We start from the raw sequence: 23,740 nt of genomic DNA on the forward strand, positions 1-23,740 counted from the left end.
GTTCGGCTCTTTATATTCTAGTGGGGTGGCAAAGAAGTTGGGGCAAGCGGTGCGCATGTGCTTGCATGCAAGCAGCTTGCCTCATTCTATGTGAGTCGATTTGGCCCGGCTTTTGAAATGGCGACACCGAATTACACAATCCCCCGGACTGGGAGGGAGCGGCAACGAGGGGCCTGCACAGGCCTTTTTGCAGAAACATGCTGCGGCGCGGTACAATGCGGGTGAAGCAGGCCAGACAGTCGCTGGCCGGCGCAGCAATGCGCTGGCGGGAGGAAGGTCCGGACTCCATAGAGCGGGGTGACGGTTAACGGCCGTCCGCTGAAAGCCGCAAGCGCAGTTAGCCCATGGTATAAGGCGAGGAATAGGGCCACAGAGACGAGCGTATTAAGTTACGGTGAAACGCGGTAACCTCCACCTGGTGCAATTTCAAATAGGCACGCGATGATGCTGCTCGCGGAGCGTGCGGGTAGAAAGCTTGAGCGCCCGAGTAATTTGGCGCCTAGAGGAATGACTGTCATAGTGCCAACCTGCAAGGGAAGGCGCCGTAACAAAATCCGGCCTACCGGCTTGCTTCACTTGAATTTTTACTTCCCGGCCTGCCGGGGAGTGTATCGACCGCAGCGGTTTTCCTGCTGCGCGCCGCCAAAAAAAGCCCCCGCAACGGGGCTTTTTTTGTTTCTAAAAGTATAGCAGTTAAGATAAAGTTGTATATACAACTAAGATGAACAATTGGTTAAAGTTTCCTCTTCTTAATTAATTGCTGCGTTGCAAAAATAGTTTTTTTGCGACAGGCCAGCCCCGGAAAACAGGCGCGGTACGCGCCATGGGCGAATTTTTTTTGCTTTAAACCAAGTCTTTTGCGGCGACTGATTATTGTTGTGCCTGGATGACGAAACTATTGTCATGTGTCAACTAACTGTAAAAAATTCAATTTTTCGATTTCGTTTTTTTCGATGTTTACGGTAGGAAAACACATGTGTGCAGATGAGGTAGCACATTCACTATCTTTCATAAGTATCTAATTTATCGATATATTTTTATTTGAGACTCCTTCAACGATATGCGCTAAGTCCTTAATTTCATTAATAAAATTCCTGTTTTGCCAATCGGAAACCGCTTGACCACTATCTTTGCTTCCTCTAAAGTGGGCAACTGTGTGAAAAAGTGTGTTTTTGTGGGAATTTTTCCCTTTTCATCGTGATGCGTAAGCGTCGCAACCCAAGCTCAAAAAAGGTCTTCCGTGTTTCAAGGCGCGTCCGCAATCAATCTCGATGCCAAAGGTAGGATGTCTATCCCTGCCAAGCACCGTGACGCGCTGGCGCTTCAATGCGAAGGCCGTTTGACCCTGACCAAACACCCCGATGGCTGCCTGTTGTTTTTCCCCCGTCCCGTGTGGGAAAGCCACCGCCAGCAAATCGCCGCCTGGCCCATGTCGGCGCGCGCCTGGCAGCGCATCTTCCTCGGCAACGCCGTTGACGTCGAGCTGGACTCGGCCGGCCGCGTGCTGATCTCGCCCGAATTGCGCAACGCCGTGGGGCTGTCGCGCGAAGTCATGATGATCGGCATGGGCAGTCACTTTGAAATATGGGATGCCGCCAAGTTGGCCGACAAAGAACAGCAGGCGATCGATGCCGGCACCCCCGATGTACTTTCCAATTTTTCTTTCTAAGGCTCCGTAATGACACAACTCACGGTGCCGGAATTTCAGCATCGCACGGTGCTGCTCGATGAAGCGGTCGATGCGCTCGACCTGTCGGGCGACCGCGCGCACGGCATTTACGTCGATGGCACGTTTGGCCGCGGCGGGCATAGCCGATTGATTTTGTCGCGCCTGGCGTCCGACGCGCGCCTGATCGGCTTTGACAAGGACTTGCAAGCCATCGCCACGGCCGAACAGATCGGCGATCCCCGCTTTGAAATCGTCCATGACAGCTTTGCCACCATGACGGCCAGCCTGGCCGCGCGTGGCGTGCAACAGGTGGACGGCATCTTGCTCGATCTGGGCATCTCGTCGCCGCAGGTCGACGATGCGGCGCGCGGTTTCAGCTTCCGCAACGACGGACCGCTGGACATGCGCATGGATACCACGCGCGGCATCTCCGCAGCCGAATGGCTGGCGGTGGAAACCGAGCAGAATTTAGAGAAAGTGATACGCGATTATGGGGAAGAACGGTTTGCTTTTCAGATTGCAAAGGCGATTGTTGCTGGCCGGGCAGTCCAGCCAATTTCAAGCACACGACAGCTTGCCGGCATCGTGGCAGGCGCCGTCAAGACCCGCGAGAAGGGTAAGGACCCCGCTACCCGCACCTTTCAGGCCATACGCATTTTCATTAACAAAGAGCTCGAGGATCTCGAGATCGGTCTGAATCAGGCGTATGCCTGCCTGGCGCCCGGCGCGCGCATGGCCGTGATCAGCTTTCATTCGCTGGAAGACCGCATGGTCAAGCGCTTCTTCGCCTCGAAGGCGAACGTGGAGCAGCCAGACCGCCGCCTGCCGATCCGCGCGGTGGACTTGCCGCAGCCGGAAATGAAGCTGATTTTGAAGATGAAGCCGTCCGACGCCGAGATCGAGGGTAATCCCCGTTCGCGTTCGGCCGTGATGCGCGTGGCGCAGCGCCTGCCGCTGGTCGTCCCTGCCAATGGCGGCTCCCGATGACTGGCAAGCTGTGTGTCGTGCTGTCGGCCCTGCTGGTGTGCTGCGGCCTGTCGCTGGTGAACGCGCAGTATCAGTCGCGCCACCTGCTGATCGACCTGGAGCGCGCGCAAGCGCTGTCGCGCCAGCTCGACATCGATTGGGCGCAACTGCAGCTTGACCAGTCCACTTTGGGCAAGCATGAACGCATCGAATCGATTGCACGGCGCGATCTGAGCATGACGCCGCTGACGGCGGCGCGTACGCAATACCTGACGGAGGGTGAATAATGAAGTTGGGCGGTAACAGCAACGGCCGGGTGGCTGCATCGAAAGGCGTGCCATTCTCGAAGAACCCCGTACTGGCAGTGCGTCTGCCCGTCTGGCGTTCGCGCGTCGTGCTGTTCCTGCTGTTCTTCGCTTTCGCCGGCCTGGGCGTGCGCGCCCTGTGGCTACAGGGCGTGTCGACACAGTTTTTGCAAAAGCAGGGTAAGGCGCGCTACGAGCGCACGCTGGAGCTGCCTGCTACGCGCGGCAAGATCACCGATCGCAACGGCCAGGTACTGGCGTCGTCCGTGCCCGTAAAGGCCATCTGGGCCATCCCCGACGACGTGCTGCAGGCGTCGCCCGAGAAAATCAACGCGCTGGCCGGTTTGCTGGAAATGAACGTCAACGAATTGCGCAAGAAGCTCGATTCGGACCGCAGCTTCGTTTACCTGAAACGTCAGGTCGAGATGGACGTGGCCGACAAAATCTCCAAGCTGGGCATCGACGGCATCGACGAGCGCAAGGAATACAAGCGCTTCTATCCACAGGGCGAAGTGATGACCCACGTGGTCGGCTTTACCAACGTGGAAGACGTGGGCCAGGAAAGCATGGAACTGGCGCAGCAGAAAACCCTGGTCGGCACTACCGGCAGCCGCCGCGTGATCAAGGACCGCCTGGGCCACATCGTTGAAGACATCGGCTTCATCCACGAACCGCATGATGGCAAGGACCTGACCCTCTCCGTCGACAGCAAGATTCAGTACATCGCTTTCACGCAATTGAAGGAAGCGGTGGAAAAATTCAACGCCAAGGCCGGCGGCGCCGTCGTGCTTGACGTGCACACGGGTGAAGTGCTGGCCCTGGCCAATTACCCCAGCTACGACCCGAACGACCGCCGCAAGCTCACGGGCCAGCAGCTGCGTAATCGCGTCATGACCGATACGTTTGAACCCGGTTCGACCCTGAAACCGATCACGGTCTCGCTGGCGCTCGACACGGGCCGCGTCAAGCCGACCACCCTGATCGATACGGGGCCGGGCCGCTACACCATCGCCGACCGCACGATTACCGATACCAAGCCGCACGGCGTGATCAATGTCTCCGAAATCATCGAGATGTCGTCGAACATCGGCACCTCGAAAATTGCGCTGGGCATGCCGTCGCAGGAAATGTGGGAGATGTTTACCAAGGTGGGCTTCGGCCAGCAGCCGAAATGGGGCTTCCCCGGTGCTGTGGCTGGCCGCGTGCGTCCGTATAAATCGTGGCGCCCGGTTGAACAGGCCACCATGAGCTACGGTAACGGCATTTCCGTCTCGCTGATCCAGCTGGCGCGTTCTTACATGATGTTCGCGCGCGACGGAGACACGATTCCCCTGTCGTTCCAAAAGGTCAATGAACTGCCCGTGGGCCAGCAAGTGATCAAGCCGAAGACGGCCGCCGACATGCGCGCCATGCTGGAGCTGGTGGTCTCCGGCGCGCACGGCTCGGCCAAGCGCGCGCAGGTCGCCGGCTACCGCGTCGGCGGCAAGACGGGCACCGCCTACAAGGTGGAAAACGGCCGCTATGCGATGCCGCGCAAATACATCGGCTCTTTCGTCGGCATGGTGCCGATGTCGGCGCCGCGCTTCATCATCGCGGTGATGATCGATGAACCGACCGGCCTGTATCACTACGGTGGCCAGGTCGCCGCTCCCGCTTTCGCGGCGATTGCAACCAACGCGCTGCGCGCGATGAACGTACCGCCCGATTCCTCCGTTACCGAAATCGTGGTCCCGGCCAATGCCGGCCCGGAGGCCATGTGAAGTCACTCATGACCATACAAGACATCAGTTTGTGGATCAAAGCGGCTGCCCCGTCCGGGCAGCTGACGTCCGATTCGCGCCGCGTGCAGCGCGGCGACGTGTTTTTTGCCTACGCGGGCGCCACCCAATTCATCGACACCGCCATTCAGCAGGGCGCCGCCGCCATCGTGCATGACGCCGTTGAATGGAACGCCGCATGGAATGTGCCGCATCTGCTGGTCAGCGACCTGAAACGTCAGGCAGGCCCTGTCGCCCACGCCTTTTACAACATGCCCGACAGCGCCATGTTCAGCGCCGGCGTGACGGGCACGAATGGCAAGACCTCGTGTGCGCTATGGCTGGCGCAGGCCTTGGCACGCCTGGGTGTAACCTCGTCCGTCATCGGCACGTTGGGCGTGGGCCTGTGCAAGCCGCGCGGCGCCATCGAATTCGACGTGACCGGCTACACCACGCCCGACGCGGTGCTGCTGGCGCGTAAAATCTCCGCCATGCGCGACGCAGGCGCCAAGGCTGTTGCCATCGAAGTGTCGTCGATCGGCCTGGATCAGGAGCGCGCGGCCGGCATGCATTTTGATGTCGCCATGTTTACCAACCTGACGCGCGACCATCTTGATTACCACGGTGACATGGCCACCTACGAGGCGGCCAAAGTCAAGCTGTTCGACTGGCCCGGCCTGAAAACGGCTGTCATCAACCTCGATGACGCCATGGGCTTGCGCCTGGCGCGCCACGTGGATGGCAAGCTGGCGGGCGAGTATCCGGTCATCGGCTATACCTTGCAGGCTGCGGCCAGCCAGCCGGACCTGCCGGGCGTGCTGATGCTGCGCGCCAGCCAGTTCCGCAGCCGCAATGCCGGTACCGACTTCCACCTGGAATGCGCGCTGGGCGTGGCGCTGGTCAAAACGCAGCTCGTGGGCCACTTCAATATCAGTAACGCGCTGGCCGTGCTGGGTGCGTTGCTGGCGCATGGCACCGGCCTGCGCGCCGCCATCGACGGCATCGAATCCCTGCAGCCGGCTCCTGGCCGCATGCAGCAGGTGGGCGGACAGGAGGCGCCGATGGTCGTCATCGATTACGCGCATACGCCGGACGCACTGGAAAAAACCCTGGCAGCCTTGCGCCAGGTGGCGCAAGAACGGGGTGGCCAGCTGTGGTGCGTGTTTGGCTGCGGCGGCGACCGCGATCCTGGCAAGCGTCCGCAGATGGGCGCCATCGCGCAGCTGGCCGATCACGTGCTGGTCACCAGTGACAATCCGCGCAGCGAAGACCCGCACGCCATCATCGCGCAGATCGTCGCTGGCATGCGTGCAGACGGCCCGCAGCCGCAGGCCATCGAAGACCGCGCTGCGGCCATCCTGTCGGCCATCAAGCACGCGGCCAAGCCGGACGTGATCCTGCTGGCGGGCAAGGGCCATGAACCGTACCAGGAAATCAAGGGCAAGAAGCTGCCGTTCTCCGATGCCGATCATGCGCAACTGGCCCTGTCCGCGCGCCTGACCATGATGAGGACGAACTGATGGACCAGCTTATTCATCATCCCATGCACGCAAGCCTGGCCGAGTTGATGCCTGCCCTGCATGGCGCGCAGCTGACGGGCGACGCCGTTTTTGATGGTGTCTCCACCGACAGCCGCAGCGCGCCAGCGGGCTCGCTGTTCGTCGCCCTGCGCGGTGAGAGTTTCGACGCGCATGACTTCCTCGACCAGGTGGCCGCCAGTGGCGTTGCCGCCGTGGTGGTCGAGCGCCTGCCCGCAGGCTGGGACAGCAGCAAGGTGCCGGCCATCGTGGTCGCCGATTCCCTAGTCGCGCTGGGGCGCATCGCGCATCACTGGCGCCGCCGTTTCAGCGTGCCCGTCATCGGCGTCACCGGCAGCAATGGCAAGACCACTGTCAAGGAGATGATTTCGTCCATCCTGGCGGCGGCCTTTGGCGAAGAAGCCCGCTTGGCCACGCGCGGCAACCTGAATAATGAAATCGGCGTGCCATTGACCCTGTTCCGCCTGAGTGCCGGGCACAAGGCGGCCGTCATTGAGATGGGCATGAACCATCCTGGCGAAATCGCGCGCCTGGCGGCGATCGCCGCGCCGACGCTGGCGATGGTCAACAACGCGCAGCGCGAGCACCAGGAATTCATGCACACGGTGGTAGCGGTGGCGCGCGAGAACGGCGCGGCGCTGGCAGCATTGGGCGATGACGGTGTAGCTGTCTTCCCGCATGGCGATGAATTCACGCCCCTGTGGCGCGAGCTGGCCGGCGCGCGCGCCGTCATCACGTTCGGCCTGTCGAAAGATGCCGACGTGAGCTGCACGCACCGCGCGGCCGAGGATTTTGGCAGCGACATGTTCGTTAGCGTGCGCGCGCAGGACGGCAGCCTGCGCCAGTTCTTTGTCGGCTTGCAGGCAGCGGGCGACCATAATGTGCGCAATGCGCTGGCCGCGGCGGCATGCGCCGTTGGCGCGGGCATCGCCATCGAGCATATCAAGCAGGGCCTGGAGGCGTTCGCGCCAGTGAACGGCCGCCTGCAGAAAAAACGTGCCGCCAACGGCGCCACCATCATCGACGACACGTATAACGCCAATCCGGATTCGGCGCGCGCGGCCATCGATGTGCTGGCGCAGGCCGCGGCACCGCGCATCCTGGTGCTGGGCGAGATGGGCGAAGTCGGCACGCAGGGGCAGCAGTTCCACGAAGAGATCGGCGCCTACGCCGCCATCAAAGGCATCGAATACGTGCTGGCGACGGGCTGCCTGGCGCGCCATCTGGTGAATCCGGCGCAGGCTGCCGCCAGCCAGGAATCGGGCACGGTCGTGGAGTATTTCGAACAGTTCGACGGCTTGCTGGCGGCGCTTGATGCGCATTTGTCCGGCCGTTCGGATGCAACAGTATTAATCAAGGGCTCCCGCTTCATGAAAATGGAACGGGCCGTGCAGCATTTGATTGGTTCAAACAACAATAACAAGGAAGCTCACTAATCATGCTGCTCTGGCTCGCTCATTATTTCCAGGACGACATTGGCCCATTGCGGGTCTTTAACTTCATCACTTTCCGCGCCGTCTTCGCCACCCTGACGGCGATTTTGATCGGCCTGTGCGCCGGTCCCGCCGTGATCCGCATGCTCACGCGCATGAAGGTCGGCCAGGCCGTGCGCACGGACGGTCCGCAGACGCATCTGAAAAAACACGGCACGCCCACCATGGGCGGTGTGCTGATTCTGATCGCCATCGGCATTTCCACCCTGCTGTGGGCCGACCTGTCGAACCGCTTTATCTGGCCAGTGCTGATTGTCACGCTGGGCTTTGGCGCCGTCGGCTGGGCTGACGACTACCGCAAGGTGGTGCACCAGGACCCGGAAGGCATGCGCTCGCGCGAAAAATACTTCTGGCAGTCGCTGATCGGCATCGCCGCCGCCTTCTACCTGGCGTTTTCTGTCTCCGTGTCGGAACCCGACGCGGGTCAGGTGTGGAATTTGATCTACGCCTGGGTGCAGTCCGGCTTTGCCATGGACTTGCCGCCCAAGGCCGATCTGATCGTACCCTTCTTTAAAACCATCAGCTATCCGCTGGGTGTGTGGGGCTTCATCGCGCTGACTTACTGCGTCATCGTCGGCACCAGTAATGCCGTCAACTTTACGGACGGTCTCGATGGCCTGGCCATCATGCCGACCGTGATGGTGGGCACGGCCCTGGGCCTGTTCGCCTACCTGACGGGCAATGCGACCTATGCGCGCTATCTGTTCATTCCGCATATTCCGGGTGCCGGCGAACTGGTGATTTTCTGCGGCGCGCTGGCCGGTTCCGGCCTTGCCTTCCTCTGGTACAACACGCATCCCGCGAAAGTGTTCATGGGCGACGTGGGCGCGCTGGCGCTGGGCGGCGCGTTGGGCACCGTCGCCGTCATCGTGCGCCAGGAAATCGTCCTGTTCATCATGGGCGGCATCTTCGTCGTCGAAACGCTGTCCGTGATTATCCAGGTCGTCTGGTTCAAGTACACCAAGAAGCGCTATGGGGCTGGCCGCCGGGTTTTCCTGATGGCGCCACTGCATCACCATTTTGAACAAAAAGGCTGGAAAGAGACGCAGGTTGTCGTGCGTTTCTGGATCATCACCATGATGCTGGTGCTGCTCGGCCTGACCACCTTGAAGCTGCGCTGATGATGTACGACGCTAAAACCGCACTGGTACTGGGCCTCGGGGAGTCGGGGCTGGCCATGGCCCTGTGGCTGGCCCGCAGCGGTGCCAGCGTGCGCGTGGCAGATACGCGCGAGGCACCAGAGCGCCTGGCTGCCTTGCAGGCCGCCGTGCCGCAGGCGCTGTTCATCGCCGGCGCCTTCACGGCCGACCTGCTCGACGGCGTCGATTTCGTTGCCGTCAGCCCCGGCTTGGCGCCGCAGCGCGAACTGGCGCATATTGCGCCGGCCGCCTTGGAAAAAAATATCCCCGTATGGGGCGAGATCGAACTGTTCGCGCAGGCGCTGGCGGCGTTGAAGGCGGAGCGCGGCTATGCGCCGAAAGTGATCGCCATCACGGGTACGAATGGCAAGACGACGGTGACCAGCCTGGTGGGCCTGCTGTGCGAACGCGCAGGCCTGGCCACGCGCGTGGCCGGCAATATCAGCCCGGCGGCGCTGGACGTGCTGCGCGAGGTGCTCGATGCGGAACCGGCGCCGCTGCCGGTGGATGCAGAGGCTGAAGCGGCGGAACCGGTCGCCAGCACCTTGCCGCAAGCGTGGATACTGGAACTGTCCAGCTTCCAGCTGCACACGACGTTCAGCCTGCAGGCCGATGCGGCCACGGTATTGAATCTGTCGCAGGATCATCTGGATTGGCATGGCGACATGGCTGCGTATGCCGCTGACAAGGCACGCATCTTCGGCGACCAGACCGTGCGCGTCCTGAACCGCGACGATGCTGCCGTGATGCACATGGCCGACCCGCTTGCGGAAACCATCACCTTCGGCACGGGCGAGCCGCTTGACGTGGACAGCTTTGGCCTGGTCAATGAACGGGGTATCTTCTGGCTGGCGCAAGCCGTGCCCAGTGAAGAAGTCATCGAGAAAAAACGCAGGAAGAACGATCCGGCACCGGAACCGGTGCCGACGATGGCAAAGAAACTGATGCCGGCCGATGCGCTGAAAATCCGTGGCCAGCACAATGCCTCGAATGCGCTGGCAGCGCTGGCCCTGTGCCGCGCCATCGGCCTGCCGTTCGCGCCATTGCTGCATGGCTTGCGCGAATACCAGGGCGAGCCGCACAGGGTGGAACTGATCACGGCCGTGGGTGAAGTCGAATACTACGACGACAGCAAGGGCACCAACGTGGGCGCGACAGTGGCCGCCCTGTTCGGCCTGGGCAAGGCGTTTGGCGGCGCGGAACAGCGCCTGGTACTGATCGCCGGCGGTGACGGCAAGGGGCAGGATTTCTCGCCGCTGGCCGAACCCGTGTCGCGCTACGTGCGTGCCGTGTTGCTGATCGGCCGCGATGCACCCGCCCTGCGCGCGGCCCTGGAACCGGCTGGCGTGGACATCGTCGATTGCGCCACCTTGCCGGAAGCGGTCAAGCGCGCCAGCAGCCTGGCCCTGGCCGGCGATGCAGTGCTGCTGTCGCCCGCCTGCGCCAGTCTGGACATGTTCAAGAACTATGCGCACCGCGCGCAGGTGTTTGTCGACGCCGTGCGCGATATCGCACTGGAAAACGGACAGGATATCTGATGGCCTTCCAACTGCCCTTCAGCTTTGGTTCCGGCTCGGCTGCCAAGCCGCTGGATAGCCGCGCGCGGCAGTCGAAGATGATGGACTATGACAAGCCACTGGTGTGGGTCGTCCTGCTGCTCATGTTGCTGGGCATGGTGATGGTGTATTCGGCCTCGATCTCGCTGTCGGATGCGCGCAAGTTTGCCGCCTACACGAACAATTATTTCGTCGTGCGCCAGGGGCTGTTCATCGGCGTGTCGATCATCGTCGGCGCGCTGGTGTTCCGCATTCCCGTGGCCACCTGGCAAAAGATGGCGCCGTGGCTGTTCATCGGCACGCTGGTGCTGCTGGTGATGGTGCTGATACCTGGCCTGGGCGTGTCGGTCAACGGCGGCCGCCGCTGGCTGAACCTGCCGGGCCTGCGGCCGCAGCCGTCCGAGCTGATGAAGGTAGTGATGGTGCTGTACGCTGCCGATTACACGGTGCGCAAGCAGGAATACATGCACAAGCTGACCAAGGGCTTCATGCCGATGGCGCTGGCCGTCAGTTTCGTCGGCCTGCTGCTTTTGATGGAGCCAGATCTCGGCGCTTTCGGCGTGATCGTTTGCATCGCCATGGGCATCCTGTTTTTGGGCGGCGTCAACGCCATCTGGTTCGGTGGCATCGGCGCCATGCTGACGGCGATTTTCGTCACCATCATCGCCTTGTCGAAATTCCGACGCGAGCGCTTTTTTGCGTATCTCGATCCGTGGCAGGAAGACAATGCGCTCAACAAGGCCTACCAGCTGACGCACTCGCTGATCGCCTTCGGGCGCGGCGAACTGTTTGGCGTGGGCCTGGGCGGCAGCGTGGAAAAACTGCACTACCTGCCCGAAGCGCATACGGACTTTTTGCTGGCCGTGATCGGCGAGGAACTGGGGCTGGTGGGCGTCCTGATCGTGATCGGCATGTTCTACTGGATTATCAAGCGCGCGTTCGATATCGGCCGCCAGGCGATCGCCATCGACCAGACCTTCGCGGGACTGACGGCGAAAGGCATCGCCATCTGGATCGGCGTGCAGACCTTCATCAACATGGGCGTGAACCTGGGCCTGCTGCCGACAAAAGGGCTGACCTTGCCCCTGATGAGTTATGGCGGCACGGGCGTACTGATTAACTGTATCGGCCTGGCGATCTTGCTGCGCATCGATTACGAAAACCGGATCCTGATGCGCGGAGGCCGGCTATGAACAACGTGACGAACTTGAAAACGACGAAAAGACTGATGATCATGGCGGCCGGTACCGGCGGCCATATTTTCCCGGGCCTGGCGATAGCGCAGACGATGCGCGCGCGTGGCTGGGAAGTGAGCTGGTTGGGCACGACCCATGGCATGGAGCAGGAACTGGTGCCGAAAAGCGGCATTCCCATGGATGCCATTGCGTTCTCCGGCATGCGCGGCAAGGGTCTGGCGCATACGTTCAAAGGCGGCTTCAAGATGTTGGCCAGTTTTTTTGCCATCCGTCGTTTCATCGCCAGTCGCAAGCCGGACGTGGTGATGGGCATGGGCGGCTACGTTACCGTGCCGGGCGGCCTGATGGCGCGCCTGAAGGGCGTGCCACTGGTGTTGGTCAATGCCGACGCGGCGCTGCTGTTGTCGAACAAGACGCTGGTGCCGCTGGCACAAAAGGTTTGCTTCGGTTTTCCCGCCGATTTCGGCAGCGCTGCGGGCAAGGCCGTCGTCACGGGCAATCCCGTGCGCGCCGAGATCCTCGCCATGGCGCCGCCGGCGTCCCGCTTTGCGGGCCGCAGCGGGCCGCTGCGCATCCTGGTGGTGGGCGGCAGCCTGGGCGCGAAAGCGCTGAACGACAATCTGCCCGCTACACTGGCCTTGATGCCGGAGGGCGAGCGCCCGCTGGTGACGCACCAGTCGGGCAAGAAGAATATCGACGCCCTGCATGCCGCGTATGCGCACGCGGGCGTGCGGGCCAATGTGGTCGATTTCATCGACGACATGGCCAAGGCTTATACCGAGGCCGACCTGGTGATTTGCCGCGCTGGCGCGATCACCCTGTCGGAATTGACGGCGGCCGGCGTGGCTAGCGTACTCGTGCCGCTGGTGGCGTCAACCACCAGCCACCAGCGCGACAATGCGCAATGGATGGCGAAGCAGGGCGCGGCGATTCATTTGCCGCAGACGGAAATGAGTGCGGCGTCGCTGAGCGCGATGCTGGCGTCTTTGACGCGCGACAGCTGCCAGCAGATGGCGCAAGCGGCACTGGTAGCAGGCAAGCGCGACGCCAATGAGGCGATCGCAAACGTATTGGAAAAACTGGCATGAGGTTAGCTCTGTGAAGCATAAAGTAAACAATATCCATTTTGTCGGCATTGGCGGCAGTGGCATGAGCGGCATCGCCGAAGTGCTGGTCAACCTGGGCTACAAGGTGTCGGGCTCTGACCTGGGCAGCAATGCGGCGACGCAGCGCCTGGCGAGTCTGGGCGCGACTGTCATGCTCGGCCACGCGGCCGAGAACATCGGCGACGCTGATGCGGTCGTGACGTCGGGCGCCGTCCCGCAAGACAATCCGGAAGTGGTGGCCGCGCGTGCGCGCAAGATCCCGCTGGTGCCGCGCGCCGTGATGCTCGGTGAATTGATGCGTTTGAAACGCGGCATCGCCATCGCCGGCACGCACGGCAAGACGACGACCACCAGCCTGGTCGCTTCGGTGCTGGCGCAGGGCGGCCTCGATCCTACTTTTGTGATCGGTGGACGCCTGACCAGTGCCGGCGCTAACGCAAAATTAGGTTCGGGCGACTACCTGGTGGCCGAAGCCGATGAGTCGGACGCCTCGTTCCTGAACCTGACGCCGATGATCGAAGTGATCACGAATATCGACGCCGATCACATGGATACCTACGAGCACGATTTTGAAAAGCTCAAGCAGGCGTTCGTGCAGTTCACCCACCGTCTGCCTTTCTATGGCCGTGCCATGCTGTGCATCGACGATCCGCACGTACGCGCCATCATCCCGTTCGTCACCAAGCCGGTCACCACCTATGGTTTCGCGGAAGACGCCGAAGTGCGCGCCATCAATGCGCGCGCCGTGGGCCTGGAAATGCATTTCACGGTGCTGCAGGAAGGCTATCCTGATCTCGACGTGGTGTTGAACCAGCCTGGCATGCACAATGTGCAAAATGCCTGCTCGGCGATCGCCATCGCGCGCGAAATTGGTATCGCCGACAGTGCGACGCAGCAGGGCCTGGCCGAGTTTTCCGGTGTGGGCCGACGCTTTACGCGCTATGGCGACGTGGCGCTGCCGAACGGCGGCACCTTTGCGCTAGTCGACGATTTCGGCCACCATCCAGTGGAAACGGAAGTGACCTTGGCCGCTGCGCGCGCTGCCTATCCTGGCCGCCGCTTGGTGCTGGCTTTCCAGCCGCACCGCTACAGCCGCACGCGCGACCTGTTCGAGGATTTCGTCAAGGTGCTGGGTGCGCCCGACGTGCTGCTGCTATCCGAAGTGTATGCGGCCGGCGAAGCGCCTATCGTCGCCGCCGACGGCCGCGCCCTGGCGCATGCGCTGCGCGCGCGCGGCAAGATCGAACCGATTTTCGTCGAGTCCATGAGGGACATGGCCGACACCATCATGAGCGTGGCGCGCGACGGTGACGTCGTGCTGACCATGGGGGCGGGCTCGATCAGCGGCATCCCGCAGCAACTGACAACGTATCAATCTCACACTGTAAAGGCCTGACGTGAACCAAGCTTCAGCTATCGACGTTAAACAATTGGGCAAGGTCGGCGTCTTGTTCGGCGGCAGCTCGGCCGAGCGCGAAGTGTCGCTGATGTCCGGCACGGGCGTGCTGGCTGCACTGAAAAGCCGTGGCGTGGACGCGCATGCGTTCGACACGGGCGAACGCAGCCTAGCCGAACTGGCCGCTGAACAATTTGACCGCGTCTTCATCGCGCTGCACGGCCGCTTCGGCGAAGACGGCAGCCTGCAGGGCGCGCTCGAGCAACTGGGCATCCCCTACACGGGTAGCGGCGTGATGGCGTGCGCGGTGGGCATGGACAAGGTCTATACCAAGATGATCTGGCTGATGCACCAGTTGCCGACGCCGCAGTACGCGGTGCTGAATGACAGCTCCGACCTGTCCAAGGTGGCCGCGGAACTGGGCTTGCCGCTGATCGTCAAGCCGCCGCATGAAGGTTCGAGCATCGGCATCACCACGGTCAACGAAGCATCCGCCTTCCAGGCGGCCTACGATATCGCCGCCGGCCTCGATGATTCGGTGCTGGCCGAGGAATTCATCAAGGGCCGCGAATTCACCGTGGCGATCCTGGGCCAAGGCGCCACGGCGCGCGCGCTGCCGCCGATCGAAATCGTCGCGCCGCAAGGCAATTACGATTACCAGAACAAGTACTTCACGGACGACACGCAGTATTTTTGTCCGCCGCAGTTGGACCAGGCAATCGTGGCGGAAATGGAGCGTATCGCCGTGGCAGCCTACCGTGCCCTCGGCTGCGAAGGCTGGGGACGTGTGGACGTGCTGATGCGCGCGGCCGACAGCAAGCTGTTCCTGCTGGAAGTGAATACCTCGCCCGGCATGACCAGCCACTCGCTGGTGCCGATGGCGGCGCGCGCGGTGGGCATCAGCTATGAAGACCTGTGCCTGGAAATCGTCGCTGGCGCGCGTCTGAAAATGCACAAGGGACAGCACTGATATGTGGCATGACGCTAAAAGCCTGAATACGACTGCCAACGGCTTGCTCGCCGCGGTTCTGGTCGTGTGCGTGGCCGCCGGCGTCTGGTGGGTGTCGCAGCGTCCCATGTTCGACCTGCGCACGATCAAGGTGGAAAGCGTGGATGACAAGGGTCTGCGCCACGTGAATTACCTGACCCTGCGTAGCGGCACCATGGGCCGCATCAAGGGCAATTTCTTCACGACCAACCTGGAAAGCGTGCGCGGCGTGTTCGAATCGGTACCTTGGGTGCGCCGCGCCAGCGTGCGACGCGAGTGGCCGAACCAGCTGATCGTGGCGCTGGAAGAACACGAAGCGCTGGGTACCTGGGGCGAGGATGGACGCCTGCTGTCGGTCAAAGGCGACGTGTTTACGGCCAATGTGGCTGAGGCCGAAGATGATCATGAACTGCCTGCTTTCGCCGGCCCCGATGGCAGCGAGAAGGAAGTACTGGCCACCTATGTGCAGCTGGCAAAGTGGTTTGCACCTTTGAGAATGGTGCCGGAAACCCTGTCGTTGTCGAGTCGCTATGCATGGACCGTGAAACTGGATAATGGCATGAGCGTGGCGCTGGGGCGCGAGCAGAATCATACGACCCTGAAGGCGCGGGTCGATCGGCTGGTGGGCATCTACCCGCAACTGGCGAGCCGGCTGGAAAATATCGACACGATCGATATGCGTTACCAGAATGGGCTGGCGCTCAGTTCCGCCGGCCTGGTGATACCGGCCGAAGGCAAGGACGGCAAGCCGGCAGCGGCGATCAAGAAGAAAAATGGCAGTCCGATTAAAAAACCGACTTAACTTAATCATCAATTTAGCAATAGCCCAAAAAATTAGGCGACAGAAATGACAAAAGACGCGAAAAACCTGATCGTCGGTCTCGACATCGGCACCTCGAAAGTGGTGGCGGTGGTAGCCGAAGTGATGTCCGACGGGCGCCACGAGGTGATCGGGCTGGGCCAGCACGAATCGAAGGGCCTGAAAAAAGGCGTGGTAGTCAATATCGAGGCCACGGTGGAGTCCATCCAGCGCGCGCTGGAAGAGGCCGAACTGATGGCCGACTGCAAGATCCGCAATGTCTACGCGGGCATTGCGGGCAGCCATATCCGCAGCTTCAATTCCAGCGGCATGGTGGCCATCAAGGACAAGGAAGTGACGGCAACCGACGTGGCGCGCGTCATCGAGACGGCAAAAGCGGTTAACATTCCGACCGATCAGCAATTGCTGCACACAGTGCCGCAAGAGTTCATCGTCGACAGCCAGGAAGATGTGCGCGAGCCTATCGGCATGAGCGGCATCCGCCTGGAGGTGAAGGTGCATATCGTCACCGGCGCCGTGTCGGCAGTGCAGAACATCGTCAAGTGCGTGCGCCGCTGCGGCCTGGAAGTGTCGGACCTGATCTTGCAGCCGATGGCGTCTGCCGATGCGGTGCTCACGCCAGACGAGAAGGAACTGGGCGTGGTGCTGATCGACATCGGCGGCGGCACGACCGATGTGGCGGTGTTCTCCGATGGCGCGATCCGCCATACGGCAGTCATTCCCATCGCCGGCGACCAGATCACCAACGACATCGCCATGGCTTTGCGTACTCCGACCGCAGAAGCGGAAGAAATCAAGATCCGCTATGGCGTGGCCAAGCAGGTCCTGGCCGATCCCGGCGAATCGCTGGAAGTGCCAGGCCTGGGCGACCGCGGCCCGCGCAACCTGTCGCGCCAGGCGCTGGCGGCGGTGATCGAGCCGCGCGTCGAGGAGCTGTTCGCGATGGTGCACCAGGTGGTGCGTGAATCCGGTTATGAAGGCGTGCTGTCGTCGGGCATTGTGCTCACGGGCGGCACCTCCATCATGCCTGGCATGGTGGAAATGGCAGAAGATATTTTCCTCAAACCGGCGCGATTGGGCACGCCCGAGTATCGGGGCCAGCTGGCCGACGTGGTGCGCAGTCCACGCTATGCCACGGTATTGGGCCTGCTGCTGGAGGCGAAGAAGCAATACCTGCGCGGCCACATCGTGACGCGTCAGGACGGCTCGGTGAAGGCAGTCTGGCAGCGCATGAAGGAATGGTTTTTAGGGAATTTTTAAGGGCTTGATTTACGCCCGGCAGCACAGGTTTTTTGGCAGCATCGCAGGTACACACACATAACTTTATTTTATATTTAACCGCAGTTTTCAATCTCCAGTTCTCCTACCAATATGAGGCCTGGCGCTTGGAAACCGCATCTGATAGGAGCACATCATGGAGTTCGATATGGTCGATAACACAGCTTTAGGTACCGTCATCAAGGTCGTCGGCGTCGGCGGTGCGGGTGGCAATGCAGTCCAACACATGATCAACAAAGGCATGTCGGGTGTGGAGTTCATTGCCGCCAACACCGACGCACAGGCCCTGTCGACATCGAAGGCCCACAACATCATCCAGATCGGCGATACCGGTCTGGGCGCCGGCATGAAGCCTGCCGTCGGTCGCCAGCTGGCCGAAGAATCGCGCGCACGCATCGCCGATGCGCTGCGCGGCGCGCACATGGTCTTCATCGCCGCCGGCATGGGTGGTGGTACGGGCACGGGTGCCGCTCCTATCGTGGCCGAAGTGGCCAAGGAACTGGGCGCGCTCACGGTCGCCGTGGTCTCCAAGCCATTCTCGTACGAAGGCCAGAAGTGCATGGACATCGCCGACGAAGGCCTGGAGCAGCTGTCCCTGCACGTCGATTCGCTGATCATCATCCTCAATGAAAAGCTGGAAGAGATCTACGAAGATGAAAGCATGCTGGAATGGATGCAGCATGCCGATGATGTGCTCAATAACGCGGTGGCCGGTATTGCCGAGATCATCAACGTACCGGGTCATATCAACGTCGACTTCAACGACGTGAAAACCATCATGGGCGAGCAGGGCAAGGCCATGATGGGCACGGCGACCGCTTCCGGCGTCGACCGCGCGCGCATCGCCGCCGAACAGGCTGTCGCTTCGCCGCTGTTGGATGGCATTGATCTCTCCGGCGCGCGCGGCGTGCTGGTCAACGTCACGGCCAGCCGTGGCTTGAAAGGTAAAGAGATCAAGGAAGTCATGGCTGCCGTGCGCGCGTTTGCCGCGCCGGACGCGTCGATCGCGCAAGGTATCGCCTACGATGACGCCATGGGCGACGACATCCGCGTCACCGTGGTGGCCACGGGCCTGGGCCGCGCGAAGAAAAACATCCAGCTGGTACCGCAGCAAGTGCTGCGCACCGGCACCCATAACAGCCCGTTGACGCCATCGGCTGCCATGGGTAGCGCGCAGGCGGCGACGACGACGGTTGGCGTGGCCACGCCGGCAGCCGGTTTCGACGGCATGAAGGCGCCGGCAGTATGGCGCCGCGAATCGGCTTCCGAGCAGGTGCGCGCGATGGAAAAGAATGGCATGGAGACGTATGACATTCCCGCCTTCCTGCGCAAACAAGCGGATTAAGGCGAATTGATGCAAGCAAGCGTGACGGCGGCCTGAGGGTCGCCGTTTTTTTTGCCGGTTTTTGACTTTTGCCTTTGCCTTTCCGCTCACTTTCTGCATAAATATGGCAAGTCAGGCATACTATCGCGCAGTGTCGGCATCATGCCGGCAGAACCAGATCACGGGCGTTGTTCGCAGCATGGCGCGGGCGGCGTCCTTAACCGACAGTACACAAGGAGTCAACATGACCATCAAGATCGGCGACACCCTGCCAGAAGGCACCCTGGCTGAATTCATCGAAAGCGAAACCGAAGGTTGCGCACTGGGCCCGAACACGTTCAACGTGCAAGACCTGGTCAAGGGCAAGAAGATCGCCATCTTCGGCCTGCCAGGCGCCTACACCCCGACCTGCTCCGCACAGCACGTGCCAGGCTATGTGCAGCACGCTGCCGAGCTGAAAGCTGCGGGCGTCGATGAAATCTGGTGCATCTCCGTCAACGACGCGTTCGTGATGGGCGCTTGGGGCCGCGACCAGAAAGCCACTGGCGTGGTGCGCATGATGGCTGACGGTAATGCCGCCTACAGCAAGGCCTTGGGCCTGGACGCTGATTTTTCCAAGCACGGCATGGGCACGCGCTCGCAGCGCTACTCGCTGCTGGTCGACAATGGCGTCGTGACGCAATTGAACATCGAGCAGGGCGGCAAGTTTGAAGTGTCGAATGCCGAAACGCTGCTGGGCCAACTGGCTTAAGCGCTTCCTGTTCGCATGAAAACGGCGCCATCGGCGCCGTTTTTACGTTTACTGCACCTGCGGTTTCGTCGCCTCGAACATGGCCGCATCGATGCTGAACGAATAATCGTCCTGCAGCGCGAAATACCTGCGCGCTTCCTCGGGCGCGCCATCGAACAGGTTGCGGATGGCCGCTACGCGTTCGCCTGGCGTGCGCATGCGCGCCACCCACTCGTCAAACTGCATCGTCAGTTTCCACACGCTGCGCAAGCTGTGCGTAAAGCCCGCGTTGTCGAACTTGGCGCCCCATTCGCACGTACGGTAGTCGCGCACGTGCGAGGCGTCGCGCAGCATTTCCACCGCTTGCAAGGTACTGTCGTAAAGGGCCGTTTTCGGCGCGACGATGTCGACCACCAGCAAAGTGCCGTTCGGGCGCAGCACGCGCCACGCTTCGGCCAGCGCGCCTGCCACGTCGTTCCAGTGATGCGCGGAAAAGCGCGTGACGACCATGTCGAAGCTGGCGTCGGCAAACGGCAAACGGGCCACGTCGCCCTGCTGCGTGCTGATGTTGTGCAAGCCCCGCTGCACCCTGGCGTGTTCCACCACGTCGAGCATGGGCTGCGCCAGGTCGTAGGCGACGACCGCGTGCGCGACAGGGGCGACGGCGAAGCTGGCGTGGCCGGCGCCGCAGCCCAGGTCCAGCACGACCGGTTTGCCATGGCGGCGTGCGCATTCCTGCATCAGCACCAGGTCGGCACCTTGTGCGTGTATCGCGCTGCTCAGGTAGGCATTGGCCGTCTTGCCAAACTGTTCGGTAACGACATCGTGCTGCTGCATGGTTTTCTCCTGTTGATGGGTGAGTTCCTGCAGAATAGGGATAAAATTATCCTGTAACAAGACCATAACTTATACTGGTATATCTACTACCATGCATCCACATCATGTCGAGCAAACTCGCTGAATTCATCCGTGCCCGGCGCGAAGCCGTCACGCCCGCCATGGCCGGCTTACCCGGTGGCGGTCGCCGGCGCACGCCCGGTTTGCGGCGCGAAGAGCTGGCGCAACTATGCGAGGTCAGTCCTACCTGGCTGACGTGGCTGGAGCAGGGGCGGCCCGTGTCGGCCTCGGCCAAGATGCTGGCCCGCCTGGCGCAGGTGCTGCAACTGAGCGCGGCCGAGCGCGCCTATCTGTTCGAGGTGGCCGACAAGCATGACCCCAGCCATGGCACAGGCGAGGGCGGGGGGCCTGCGGCGGCCGAGCTGGCTGCCATCGTCGCCGCCATCGACGCGCCCGCGTATATCCTGGACCGGGAATGGAATGCCGTGGCGTGGAATGGGGCGGCATCCACGCTGTTCAAGGGTTGGCTGCATGGCGAAGCGGCCGCGCCGAATCAGCTGCGCTTCATGTTCCTGGATGCGGGTGCGCGCGAGCTGGTCGTCGGCTGGCCCGAGCGGGCGCAGCGCCTGGTGGCGGAGTTCCGCGCCGATATCGGCCGGCAAGCGGATCAGGCACCGCTGGCCGGCCTGATCGCCGAACTGGCCAACGCCAGTCTTGAATTTCGCCAGTGGTGGGGTGCGCAGCAGGTGCAGGGCCGCGATGGCGGCTTGCGCCAGTTCCAACATCCACAACAGGGCCTGCTTGGCTATCACCAGGTGACCTCGCACCTGGCGCGCCAGCATGAATTGAAACTGGTGATGCTATTGCCTGCGTCATAAGGTGAAACGGCCGGGCTTGCTATAATCTGGCCGACCGTTTGGCCTTGCCATGCTGTCCTGGCTCCGGCCGTCGCCATGATGACGGTCCCGCTCTTTCGCCAGGAGTCTGTCCTGATACCCCGCAATGAAAACCTGCGCAGCATCTATGTGATGCTGATCGCCGTCGCCATGTTTTCCCTGATGGACACGGCCATGAAGCTGCTGTCCGCCCATTACCCCCCCATGCAGGTGACGGCCTTGCGTGCCCTGTCATCCCTGCCGCTCGTGTGCTTGTACCTGCTGTACCGCGGCGCCTTCAAGAATGTGCTGAAGGTGCGTTGGCCGCTGCACTTGCTGCGCGGCGCGCTGGGCGTGCTGATGATTACCCTGTTTGCTTACGGCTTGAAGCGCATGTCGCTGGCCGAGACATATGCGCTGTTCTTCATCGCGCCCTTGCTGATCACGGTCCTGTCGGTGTTTATCCTGAAAGAAAAAGTCGACTTGGCGCGTTGGTGCGCCATCGCCGTGGGTCTTCTGGGGGTGCTGGTGGCACTGCGTCCGGATGGCTCGGGATTTTTCTCGCTGGCCGGCCTGGCCGTGCTGGGTTCTGCCGCCTGCTACGCCATTTCCGCCGTCACGGGCCGCATCCTGAGCCGCACGGACGCCAGCGAAAGCATGGTCTTCTGGCTGATGGTGATGATGGCCATCGGTGGCGTAGCGCTGTCGGCGCACGAGTGGGTGAGCATACGCCGCGAAGACTGGTGGCTATTGGCAGGCTTGTCTGTCAGTGGTTTCCTGGGCCAGCTGGCCATCACGGAGGCCTTTCGCTTTGGCAAGGCGTCCAGCGTGGCGCCGTTCGAATACTCGGCCCTGGCCTGGGGCATGGCCCTGGACTGGATGCTGTGGCGCGCCTTGCCCGACGAGTACACCTTGATCGGCGCGGCCATTATCATCGGCAGCGGCATTTACCTGGTGCGGCGCGAAGCCGTGCATGCGGAAAGCGAACATCCATGATGGCCGGATGTGGTTTTTCTGGCGTGACCCATGCCGCGTCGCAACGAAAATCCCGCAACTGGATATAATCGACAGATGTTAAAACAACGCACTATCAAACAACTGGTCCGCACCATCGGTGTCGGTTTGCACTCTGGCACCAAGGTGGAACTGACCTTACGTCCTGCCGCGATCGACACGGGCATCGTGTTTCGCCGCATCGACCTCGATCCCATCGTCGAGTTTCCCGCCAGCGCCATGGCCGTGGGCGATACGCGCATGGCGTCCGTGCTGATCAAGGACGGCGCCAGGGTGTCCACCGTGGAACACCTGATGTCGGCGGCGGCTGGCCTGGGCATCGACAATATGGTTATCGACGTGAATGCGGAAGAAATTCCCATCATGGACGGTTCCGCCTCGTCCTTCGTCTATCTGCTGCAGCAGGCTGGCGTGGAAGAGCAGCAGGCGGCGAAGAAATTCATCAAGGTCATCAAGCCAGTGGAAGTGCGTCACGGCAAGGGTGATGCGGAGAAATGGGCGCGCTTGTCGCCGTACGACGGCTTCAAGCTCGATTTCTTCATCGAATTCAACCATCCGGCCGTCGATGGCACGATGCAGCGCGCCTCCGTCGACTTTGGCGACGTGTCGTATGTGCACGACGTGGCGCGCGCGCGCACCTTTGGTTTCATGCAGGACGTGGAAAGCTTGCGTGGCATGGGCTTGGCGCGTGGCGGTTCGCTGGAAAACGCCATCGTCATGGATGAGTACCGCATCCTCAATGCCGATGGCTTGCGCTATGAAGACGAGTTCGTGCGCCACAAGATACTCGACGCCATCGGCGACCTGTACCTGGTGGGCCACCCCTTGCTCGCGTATTACACGGCGCACAAGTCGGGTCATGCGCTGAACAACCAGCTGCTGCTGGCGCTGCTGGAACAGCCGGACGCGTATGAAATCGTCTCGTTCGATACCAACGAGGCAGCGCCGCAATCCTACTTACGCCAGATGGAGCGCGAGTGGTCCCTGACTTGACGATTTTTTCTATTTTTAAATAGGTCTTCGACGGGAGCGCCTGAAAAATGTTCAGGGCAAGGCGCATTGCCGCAGGCAGTACGAATAGTACGGCCAGGCAATGCAACGCCGCCATGGACTTTTTCTCAGGTGTTCCCAGGTTCGCGGTGGTGGCGCACCATGTTGCGCAGCGCCGCGATCAGTTGTTCGTTCTGCTTCGACGCCGGCAGGGCCGTGCTCAGCTCTTCCAGGGCCGTCATGGCTTTTTCCGGCAAGACCAGCGCCCGCGTATGCACGATGGGCGCGATGCTCTTAATGACTTGCACTTTCAGCTTGATGCCTGAAATCTGCCAGCCCTTCCTTTCCAGTTCCCCTTGCAGTTTCGGCAATTGTTGCTTGAGCTTGGCCGCCAGCGCCGCGTTCGGCGTGGCCAGTACCAGTTGGCCGCCCTCGAATTGCAGGATGTCGCAATGCTCGAACATCGCCGGCAAGGTCTTGGCACAGTCTTTTTGCAGGGCGGCCAGGCGTGTGACGGTGGGCATCAGGGAGGCCATCGTCGCATTGCCACGCAGAAAATCGGTTGCGCCCGTGACGGCCGGGCCTGAACGGGCAAAGCCGTAGCCGCGGCGCGGTGCCGGAGAATAAGTGGGAGTTCGCATGGCCGAAACATAGCACACTCGCCCGCGCATGACGAGTGCGGCGGCGGGTACGGCGCAAGCTGGCCGGTCGTATTGCCTTACAGTATGGAAAATGTCCGCAATTTCTGCTATTTGTTTGTCAT

The 23,740-nt window shown here is 61.6% G+C and carries 21 protein-coding genes and 1 other RNA gene; 20 read left to right on the plus strand and 2 right to left on the minus strand.

Features of this window, described 5'->3' with window-relative positions; all coding sequences use genetic code 11:
* The first annotated feature begins 223 nt into the window (after positions 1-223).
* The 17 genes from rnpB (at position 224) to ACP7DE_RS24525 (ending at position 19,282) form a co-directional block, all read left to right on the plus strand.
* An RNA gene (gene rnpB, locus ACP7DE_RS24445) (RNase P RNA component class A) lies at positions 224-578 on the plus strand.
* 662 nt (positions 579-1,240) lie between these two features.
* Complete coding sequence (gene mraZ / locus ACP7DE_RS24450) at positions 1,241-1,669, plus strand: division/cell wall cluster transcriptional repressor MraZ (protein ID WP_426074530.1); 429 nt, start codon at positions 1,241-1,243, stop codon at positions 1,667-1,669.
* Between the two features lie 9 nt (positions 1,670-1,678).
* Positions 1,679-2,656, plus strand: a complete 978-nt coding sequence (gene rsmH / locus ACP7DE_RS24455) for a 16S rRNA (cytosine(1402)-N(4))-methyltransferase RsmH (RefSeq protein ID WP_426074531.1) — start codon at positions 1,679-1,681, stop codon at positions 2,654-2,656.
* Positions 2,653-2,922 carry a cell division protein FtsL gene (gene ftsL, locus ACP7DE_RS24460; RefSeq protein WP_034748894.1) on the plus strand — a complete coding sequence of 90 codons (270 nt, stop codon included), beginning with the start codon at positions 2,653-2,655 and terminating at the stop codon, positions 2,920-2,922. The genes rsmH and ftsL overlap by 4 nt, the downstream gene beginning before the upstream one ends.
* Positions 2,922-4,700, plus strand: a complete 1,779-nt coding sequence (locus ACP7DE_RS24465) for a peptidoglycan D,D-transpeptidase FtsI family protein (protein ID WP_426074532.1) — start codon at positions 2,922-2,924, stop codon at positions 4,698-4,700. Before ftsL ends, ACP7DE_RS24465 begins: the two co-directional genes overlap by 1 nt.
* 8 nt (positions 4,701-4,708) lie before the next feature.
* Positions 4,709-6,217 (plus strand): UDP-N-acetylmuramoyl-L-alanyl-D-glutamate--2,6-diaminopimelate ligase, encoded by a 1,509-nt coding sequence (locus ACP7DE_RS24470; protein ID WP_426074533.1) that lies wholly within the window; start codon positions 4,709-4,711, stop codon positions 6,215-6,217.
* A 23-nt stretch (positions 6,218-6,240) separates the two neighbouring features.
* The gene (locus ACP7DE_RS24475; RefSeq protein ID WP_426074583.1) at positions 6,241-7,671 is read left to right on the plus strand and encodes a UDP-N-acetylmuramoyl-tripeptide--D-alanyl-D-alanine ligase; all 1,431 of its coding nucleotides are present in this window, start codon (positions 6,241-6,243) and stop codon (positions 7,669-7,671) included.
* Between the two features lie 2 nt (positions 7,672-7,673).
* On the plus strand, positions 7,674-8,849 hold the full coding sequence (gene mraY / locus ACP7DE_RS24480; protein WP_426074534.1) for a phospho-N-acetylmuramoyl-pentapeptide-transferase: 1,176 nt from the start codon (positions 7,674-7,676) through the stop codon (positions 8,847-8,849).
* A complete protein-coding gene (gene murD / locus ACP7DE_RS24485; protein WP_426074536.1) occupies positions 8,849-10,405 on the plus strand; it encodes a UDP-N-acetylmuramoyl-L-alanine--D-glutamate ligase in 1,557 nt (518 codons plus the stop codon). Before mraY ends, murD begins: the two co-directional genes overlap by 1 nt.
* On the plus strand, positions 10,405-11,616 hold the full coding sequence (gene ftsW / locus ACP7DE_RS24490) for a putative lipid II flippase FtsW (RefSeq protein WP_426074537.1): 1,212 nt from the start codon (positions 10,405-10,407) through the stop codon (positions 11,614-11,616). Before murD ends, ftsW begins: the two co-directional genes overlap by 1 nt.
* Positions 11,613-12,707, plus strand: a complete 1,095-nt coding sequence (murG, locus tag ACP7DE_RS24495) for an undecaprenyldiphospho-muramoylpentapeptide beta-N-acetylglucosaminyltransferase (protein WP_426074539.1) — start codon at positions 11,613-11,615, stop codon at positions 12,705-12,707. Before ftsW ends, murG begins: the two co-directional genes overlap by 4 nt.
* A 10-nt stretch (positions 12,708-12,717) precedes the next feature.
* Positions 12,718-14,121 (plus strand): UDP-N-acetylmuramate--L-alanine ligase, encoded by a 1,404-nt coding sequence (gene murC, locus ACP7DE_RS24500; protein ID WP_426074540.1) that lies wholly within the window; start codon positions 12,718-12,720, stop codon positions 14,119-14,121.
* A 1-nt stretch (position 14,122) separates the two neighbouring features.
* Complete coding sequence (locus ACP7DE_RS24505; RefSeq protein ID WP_426074541.1) at positions 14,123-15,091, plus strand: D-alanine--D-alanine ligase; 969 nt, start codon at positions 14,123-14,125, stop codon at positions 15,089-15,091.
* A gap of 1 nt (position 15,092) precedes the next feature.
* On the plus strand, positions 15,093-15,911 hold the full coding sequence (locus ACP7DE_RS24510) for a cell division protein FtsQ/DivIB (RefSeq protein WP_426074542.1): 819 nt from the start codon (positions 15,093-15,095) through the stop codon (positions 15,909-15,911).
* Positions 15,912-15,956: 45 nt separating this feature from the next.
* On the plus strand, positions 15,957-17,189 hold the full coding sequence (gene ftsA / locus ACP7DE_RS24515; RefSeq protein ID WP_010394955.1) for a cell division protein FtsA: 1,233 nt from the start codon (positions 15,957-15,959) through the stop codon (positions 17,187-17,189).
* A gap of 154 nt (positions 17,190-17,343) precedes the next feature.
* Positions 17,344-18,552, plus strand: coding sequence for a cell division protein FtsZ (gene ftsZ, locus ACP7DE_RS24520; protein WP_141171799.1), 1,209 nt, complete (start codon positions 17,344-17,346; stop codon positions 18,550-18,552).
* Positions 18,553-18,775: 223 nt separating this feature from the next.
* Complete coding sequence (locus ACP7DE_RS24525) at positions 18,776-19,282, plus strand: peroxiredoxin (protein ID WP_426074543.1); 507 nt, start codon at positions 18,776-18,778, stop codon at positions 19,280-19,282.
* Positions 19,283-19,330: 48 nt separating this feature from the next.
* Here the strand turns inward: ACP7DE_RS24525 and ACP7DE_RS24530 are convergent, their stop codons facing one another.
* Complete coding sequence (locus tag ACP7DE_RS24530) at positions 19,331-20,098, minus strand: class I SAM-dependent methyltransferase (RefSeq protein WP_426074544.1); 768 nt, start codon at positions 20,096-20,098, stop codon at positions 19,331-19,333.
* A gap of 104 nt (positions 20,099-20,202) precedes the next feature.
* Between ACP7DE_RS24530 and ACP7DE_RS24535 the strand changes: the two genes are divergently transcribed.
* The 3 genes from ACP7DE_RS24535 (at position 20,203) to lpxC (ending at position 22,980) form a co-directional block, all read left to right on the plus strand.
* Positions 20,203-20,976, plus strand: a complete 774-nt coding sequence (locus ACP7DE_RS24535) for a helix-turn-helix transcriptional regulator (RefSeq protein ID WP_426074545.1) — start codon at positions 20,203-20,205, stop codon at positions 20,974-20,976.
* Between the two features lie 150 nt (positions 20,977-21,126).
* Positions 21,127-21,969 (plus strand): DMT family transporter, encoded by an 843-nt coding sequence (locus ACP7DE_RS24540; RefSeq protein ID WP_426074584.1) that lies wholly within the window; start codon positions 21,127-21,129, stop codon positions 21,967-21,969.
* 75 nt (positions 21,970-22,044) lie between these two features.
* Positions 22,045-22,980 carry a UDP-3-O-acyl-N-acetylglucosamine deacetylase gene (lpxC, locus tag ACP7DE_RS24545; protein WP_426074546.1) on the plus strand — a complete coding sequence of 312 codons (936 nt, stop codon included), beginning with the start codon at positions 22,045-22,047 and terminating at the stop codon, positions 22,978-22,980.
* A 125-nt stretch (positions 22,981-23,105) separates the two neighbouring features.
* On the opposite strand, the gene ACP7DE_RS24550 is transcribed toward lpxC, so the two are convergent.
* Complete coding sequence (locus ACP7DE_RS24550) at positions 23,106-23,618, minus strand: DciA family protein (protein ID WP_426074547.1); 513 nt, start codon at positions 23,616-23,618, stop codon at positions 23,106-23,108.
* Between the last annotated feature and the right edge of the window lie 122 nt (positions 23,619-23,740).

The organism is Janthinobacterium sp. DSP2-3-3 (genome assembly GCF_049897325.1).
Lineage (GTDB): Bacteria > Pseudomonadota > Gammaproteobacteria > Burkholderiales > Burkholderiaceae_D > Janthinobacterium.

Excerpts from the sequence above, each read along its gene's own strand:
- murD (WP_426074536.1), top strand. The coding sequence starts at position 8,849 with ATGATGTACGACGCTAAAACCGCACTGGTACTGGGCCTCGGGGAGTCG.
- ACP7DE_RS24510 (WP_426074542.1), top strand. The coding sequence starts at position 15,093 with ATGTGGCATGACGCTAAAAGCCTGAATACGACTGCCAACGGCTTGCTC.
- ftsA (WP_010394955.1), top strand. The coding sequence starts at position 15,957 with ATGACAAAAGACGCGAAAAACCTGATCGTCGGTCTCGACATCGGCACC.
- ACP7DE_RS24540 (WP_426074584.1), top strand. The coding sequence starts at position 21,127 with ATGCTGATCGCCGTCGCCATGTTTTCCCTGATGGACACGGCCATGAAG.
- ACP7DE_RS24535 (WP_426074545.1), top strand. The coding sequence starts at position 20,203 with ATGTCGAGCAAACTCGCTGAATTCATCCGTGCCCGGCGCGAAGCCGTC.
- ftsL (WP_034748894.1), top strand. The coding sequence starts at position 2,653 with ATGACTGGCAAGCTGTGTGTCGTGCTGTCGGCCCTGCTGGTGTGCTGC.
- ACP7DE_RS24550 (WP_426074547.1), bottom strand. The coding sequence starts at position 23,618 with ATGCGAACTCCCACTTATTCTCCGGCACCGCGCCGCGGCTACGGCTTT.
- mraY (WP_426074534.1), top strand. The coding sequence starts at position 7,674 with ATGCTGCTCTGGCTCGCTCATTATTTCCAGGACGACATTGGCCCATTG.
- lpxC (WP_426074546.1), top strand. The coding sequence starts at position 22,045 with ATGTTAAAACAACGCACTATCAAACAACTGGTCCGCACCATCGGTGTC.
- ACP7DE_RS24475 (WP_426074583.1), top strand. The coding sequence starts at position 6,241 with ATGCACGCAAGCCTGGCCGAGTTGATGCCTGCCCTGCATGGCGCGCAG.
- ACP7DE_RS24530 (WP_426074544.1), bottom strand. The coding sequence starts at position 20,098 with ATGCAGCAGCACGATGTCGTTACCGAACAGTTTGGCAAGACGGCCAAT.
- ftsZ (WP_141171799.1), top strand. The coding sequence starts at position 17,344 with ATGGAGTTCGATATGGTCGATAACACAGCTTTAGGTACCGTCATCAAG.
- ACP7DE_RS24470 (WP_426074533.1), top strand. The coding sequence starts at position 4,709 with ATGACCATACAAGACATCAGTTTGTGGATCAAAGCGGCTGCCCCGTCC.
- rsmH (WP_426074531.1), top strand. The coding sequence starts at position 1,679 with ATGACACAACTCACGGTGCCGGAATTTCAGCATCGCACGGTGCTGCTC.
- ACP7DE_RS24525 (WP_426074543.1), top strand. The coding sequence starts at position 18,776 with ATGACCATCAAGATCGGCGACACCCTGCCAGAAGGCACCCTGGCTGAA.
- ftsW (WP_426074537.1), top strand. The coding sequence starts at position 10,405 with ATGGCCTTCCAACTGCCCTTCAGCTTTGGTTCCGGCTCGGCTGCCAAG.
- murG (WP_426074539.1), top strand. The coding sequence starts at position 11,613 with ATGAACAACGTGACGAACTTGAAAACGACGAAAAGACTGATGATCATG.
- ACP7DE_RS24465 (WP_426074532.1), top strand. The coding sequence starts at position 2,922 with ATGAAGTTGGGCGGTAACAGCAACGGCCGGGTGGCTGCATCGAAAGGC.